The sequence below is a fragment of the Leucobacter soli genome, from assembly GCF_042659205.1.
Lineage (GTDB): Bacteria > Actinomycetota > Actinomycetes > Actinomycetales > Microbacteriaceae > Leucobacter > Leucobacter soli.
The window spans coordinates 1-1,824 of record NZ_JBHSRW010000335.1 but is presented as its reverse complement, the minus strand read 5'-3'; the positions used below and the strand labels follow the sequence as shown (position 1 = coordinate 1,824).

The 1,824-nt window shown below is 70.6% G+C and carries 2 protein-coding genes; both read right to left on the bottom strand.

Features of this window, described 5'->3' with window-relative positions; genetic code table 11:
* Positions 1-790 (bottom strand): histidine kinase (locus ACFPZL_RS12840; RefSeq protein ID WP_382335750.1); only part of this gene is annotated, 790 nt, incomplete at its 3' end.
* A 25-nt stretch (positions 791-815) separates the two neighbouring features.
* Entirely contained in the window at positions 816-1,595 is a 780-nt protein-coding gene (locus tag ACFPZL_RS12835) for an ABC transporter permease (RefSeq protein ID WP_236021884.1), read from the bottom strand.
* Positions 1,596-1,824: the final 229 nt, after the last annotated feature.

The following is a 1,824-nucleotide window of genomic DNA, read 5'->3' as shown; positions in this document are numbered from 1 at the left end:
GCGAGGCCGCCTGCACGCGGCCCAGCCGCTCGCGGGCCCGATCCACCTGCCCCGCCGCAAGGGCGCGATCCGCCTGCTCGCCGAGCATCACGAGGCCGGTGAGCGTCTGCGTCAGCGTGTCGTGCAGCTCGCGGGACATCCGCTCGCGTTCAGCGGCAGCTCCGGCTGCCTGCGACAGCTCCGACACCTCGGCCTGCGTGCGGCGCAGCTGCTCCGCGACCTTCCGGTAGCGCTCGCCCTGCTCGAAGATGCGGGTGATCCAGGTGCCCATCGCCACGGCGAAGACGAACGAGAGCAGCGCGATCACCGCCGCCTCGGCGAGGCCGTCGACCTTGCCGGGCGTCGAGAGCGCGATGACGTAGCCCGTGCCGGTCGCGAGTGCGAGCACGGCGCTCCACAGCACGGCGTTCCGATAGCGGGCGACGATCGTCCAGATCGTCGGGTAGGCGATCACCTGCAGCGTCGCGTAGCTCGGCAGGACGGCGACGGCGAGACCGACGAGCAGCACGAGACCCGCGAGATACGCGTAGTCGCCGTGCCGGGCCGGCTGCTCGAGCACGGCGCAGCGCAGCGCTGGGCGCCCGAGCGCCGCGTACCAGACCAGCAGCAGCGCGAGCACGCCGAGCGCCGGCGTCGCCGGAGCGACGCCGTTCAGGATCTCGACGGTGCCGATGCCCGCCATGAGCGCGAGGGTCGCGAGCACGCCGAGATCCCACCACCGCAGCGGGTGCCGCGGGGGTGCGGCCACGGCACCTGGGGAGTCGACGCCGTCTGCTCCGGGGAAGTTCACGCTTTCACTCTCTCACGAGCTCCGGTCAGTACTTTCTCTGCCACCTGAAGGTGAGGAGGCTGATCACGAGCCCGATCACCAGCCAGACGCCGAGGTTCAGCGCCACCAGCCCGAGATCCCAGGCACCCGTGCGCTCGGCCGAGGCGAACCCCTCCGGCAGGAACACGCTGCGCATCCCCTGCGCCAACCACTTCAGCGGAAAGACCGAGGCGATGTTCTGCAGCCACTCGGGCAGCATGGTGAACTGCAGGTAGACGCCCGAGATGAATTGCAGCAGCAGGACGATCGGCAGCACTACGGCGGTCGCGCTGCGAGAGGATCGCGGCACGGCCGAGAGCGCGATGCCGAGCAGGGTCATCGTCGCGATGCCGAGCAGGAACAGCCAGGTGAAGCGCAGCCAGAGTTCGGGCTCGGTCGGAAGCTCGACCCGCAGCACGACGGCGGAGAAGCCGAGCAGCAGCCCGAGCTGGGCGATCGAGGTGAGCAGGATCATGCCGGCCTTGCCGAGGAAGTACGACACGGGCGAGATCGGCGTGCCTCCGAGACGTGCCAGCCATCCCTCGCTCTTCTCGCGGGCGATGTCGACCGCCAGGTTCTGCACGCCCGACAGCAGGATGCCGGCGGCGACCATGCCGGGCAGATAGTAGGCCGCCATGGTGATGCCGCCCGTGCCGTCGGGGCCCGCGCCGATCTCGCCGACCGATTCGAAGGCCACGCCGAAGATGCCGAGCATCAGGATCGGGAACAGGAACGTGAAGAACACGGTGTCCGGAGTTCGGAAGTAGGCGAGCAGCTCCAGCCGCATCGAGGCGATGCCGGCGCCCAGGATGCCGGGCGCCCGGCCGGCGCGTCGAGGGCCCCGTGCTTCGCGGGCGCCCGGCCCGCCCCGGTCGATCGGGTCGATCGACGTGCTCTGCGTCGTGGTCATCGTTCCGTCTCCGTTCCGGCCCCGATCAGGCCCAGGTAGAACTCTTCGAGCGAGGGCCGACGCACTTCGAGCTCCGCCGGCTCGCCCAGCGGCACGCCGGCGGCCT

Excerpts from the sequence above, each read along its gene's own strand:
- ACFPZL_RS12835 (WP_236021884.1), bottom strand. The coding sequence starts at position 1,595 with ATGCGGCTGGAGCTGCTCGCCTACTTCCGAACTCCGGACACCGTGTTC.